This is a genomic window from Mesorhizobium sp. M7A.F.Ca.CA.004.06.1.1, from assembly GCF_003999135.1.
Taxonomy (GTDB): domain Bacteria; phylum Pseudomonadota; class Alphaproteobacteria; order Rhizobiales; family Rhizobiaceae; genus Mesorhizobium.
In genome coordinates this window covers 1-1,108 of the sequence record NZ_RZPQ01001183.1, presented here as the reverse complement: position 1 = coordinate 1,108, position 1,108 = coordinate 1, and the positions used below count along the sequence as shown (strand labels likewise).

Sequence of the window (1,108 nt, the reverse complement as noted above, 5' to 3'; positions counted from 1 at the left end):
CGATCATGGTATTCTAGGCGAGGAGCATGGCAGCGAGAACATTTCAAGCCGGCACGTCTGGGTGATCGACCCGATCGACGGCACGCGCGCGTTCATTTCCGGTCTGCCGGTGTGGGGCACACTGGTCGGGCTGACGGTCGACGGCGACGCCGTTGCCGGCATGATGGCGCAGCCCTTCACCGGCGAGCTTTTCTACGCCAACGGCTCGGGCTCCCATTATGAGGGGCCAGGCGGGCCGCGAAAACTGACGACCCGCAAGACGACGAAGTTGGACCAGGCGACGCTGTTCACCACCACGCCGGCCCTGTTCAAGGGCGAGGCGCGCAACCGTTACGATGCATTCGAAAGACAGATCCAGCTCGCCCGCTATGGCGCCGATTGCTATGCCTTCGCCATGATCGCCTCGGGAAGCGTCGACATCGTCGCCGATCCCGGATTGAAGCCCTACGACATCGTGGCGCTGATCCCGATCATCGAAAAGGCAGGCGGCGTCGTCACCACATTCGACGGCGGGCCGGCGGAACAGGGCGGCGATGTACTCGCCGCGGCGACGCCGGAACTTCATGCCGCCGCCATGGCCGCCCTGCGCGGCTAAACGAGCGTCCGCCGCCATTCAGGTGATGCCGACCGCTTGAAGCAGTCGTTTTACTGCCGGCGGCACCCCTTGGGGAGCGGGCCAGCGACCGGCGCCCGTCAGGCTGTGGGGTCGTCGCTGCCGGGAATGAAGGCGTCGAAGGCGGCGAGCAATTGCTCGCGGTAGATGTCGGCTTCCTGCAGGATTTCGTGGCGGGAGCCATCGATCATCAGCAGCGAACCGAGCCGCAGACGCCTGGCGTAGGCTTCCACGGCCCTGGTCGAGACGACCTGGTCGGCGCCGGCGGCGATGATCAGCAGCGGGACCTGGATCCGAGCCATGAAATCGGGGTCGCTGACGGCTTCCGATGCTTTCGCGGCTGCCTGCAGCCAGCGGATCGTCGGCCCGCCAAGCGCCAGTTGCGGGTATTCTTCATAGATCCGTGTGTTGCGCCGATAGCGCTCCGGGTCCGATGTCAGCTTGTTGGTCTCGAACGGGGCCGTAACCCTCGGCCGCGGACCCCAGGCTGCGTAG

Annotated in this window: 2 protein-coding genes; one reads left to right on the top strand and one right to left on the bottom strand. The window is 65.8% G+C overall.

All coding sequences use genetic code 11. The annotated features are described in order from the left end of the window. Positions 1-595, top strand: a 595-nt coding sequence (locus tag EN906_RS34970; RefSeq protein WP_127375815.1) for an inositol monophosphatase family protein, incomplete at its 5' end; no start/stop codon positions are given. A gap of 98 nt (positions 596-693) precedes the next feature. Here EN906_RS34970 and EN906_RS34965 read toward each other — a convergent pair. Further along, a partial coding sequence (locus EN906_RS34965) for an alpha/beta hydrolase (RefSeq protein ID WP_164777649.1) occupies positions 694-1,108 on the bottom strand: 415 nt, incomplete at its 5' end.